At 68.1% G+C, this 1,089-nt stretch carries 1 protein-coding gene; it reads right to left on the bottom strand.

The annotated features are described in order from the left end of the window. Window positions 1–233 precede the first annotated feature (233 nt). Window positions 234–1,089, bottom strand: an 856-nt coding sequence (locus HG542_RS28550) for a ribonuclease J (RefSeq protein WP_171086444.1), incomplete at its 5' end; no start/stop codon positions are given.

The raw sequence follows: 1,089 nt of genomic DNA, 5'->3' as shown, positions 1-1,089 counted from the left end.
TTTCCGTTCCGTTTCCGGTTCGGAATTCATTTCCAGTGCCCTGTCGGAGCGGGCTCACCGACTTTATCAGATTCGATCGAGTCGGATTTCCCGCCGCTTCCCGGAAGCTCCCGTCTCACACGAAGTGTGGGGGCTTCCCGTCTCGGCGGAGTCGTAAACGTACTGGACGGCCGCGCCCGGATGCAAATCGGGAACCGGGGCGGCCGCCCGTACGGCTGACGCTACGTCAGGGCTCAGACCTCGACGACCACGGGAAGGATCATCGGGCGCCGGCGGTAGCTGTCGGAGACCCACTTGCCCACCGAGCGCCGGACCAGCTGCTGGAGCTGGTGGGGCTCGGCGACGCCGTCCGCGGCGGCCCTGGCGATGGCCTCCTCGATCTTCGGGACGACGGCCGCGAACGAGGCGTCGTCGATGCCCGAACCGCGGGCCTGGATCTGGGGACCGCTGACGACCTTGCCGGTCGTGCTGTCCACCACCACGAAGACCGAGATGATGCCCTCGTCGCCGAGGATCCGGCGGTCCTTGAGGGAGGCCTCGGTGACGTCGCCGACCGAGAGGCCGTCGACGTACACGTAACCGGCCTGGACCTTGCCGACGATCTTCGCCCGGCCGTCGACCAGGTCCACCACCACGCCGTCCTCGGCGATGACGATGTGGTCCTTGGGAACACCCGTGAGGGCGCCCAGCTCCGCGTTCGCCCGCAGGTGCCGCCATTCGCCGTGGACCGGCATCAGGTTCTTCGGCTTGCAGATGTTGTAGAAGTACAGCAGCTCGCCGGCCGAGGCGTGGCCCGAGACGTGGACGCGGGCGTTGCCCTTGTGCACGACGTTGGCGCCCCAGCGGGTCAGGCCGTTGATCACCCGGTAGACCGCGTTCTCGTTGCCCGGGATGAGCGACGAGGCCAGGATCACGGTGTCGCCCTGGACGATCCGGATCTGGTGGTCCCGGTTGGCCATGCGCGACAGCGCGGCCATCGGCTCGCCCTGGGAGCCCGTGCAGACGAGCACGACCTCGTCGTCCGGAAGATCGTCCAGGGTCTTGACGTCCACGACCAGGCCGGCCGGGACGCGCAGGTAGCCCAGGTCG

The sequence above is a fragment of the Streptomyces morookaense genome (genome assembly GCF_013030945.1).
Classification (GTDB): Bacteria; Actinomycetota; Actinomycetes; order Streptomycetales; family Streptomycetaceae; genus Streptomyces; species Streptomyces morookaensis.
Note: the sequence above shows the minus strand (reverse complement) of the source record. Positions and strands in the feature narration are given on the sequence as shown.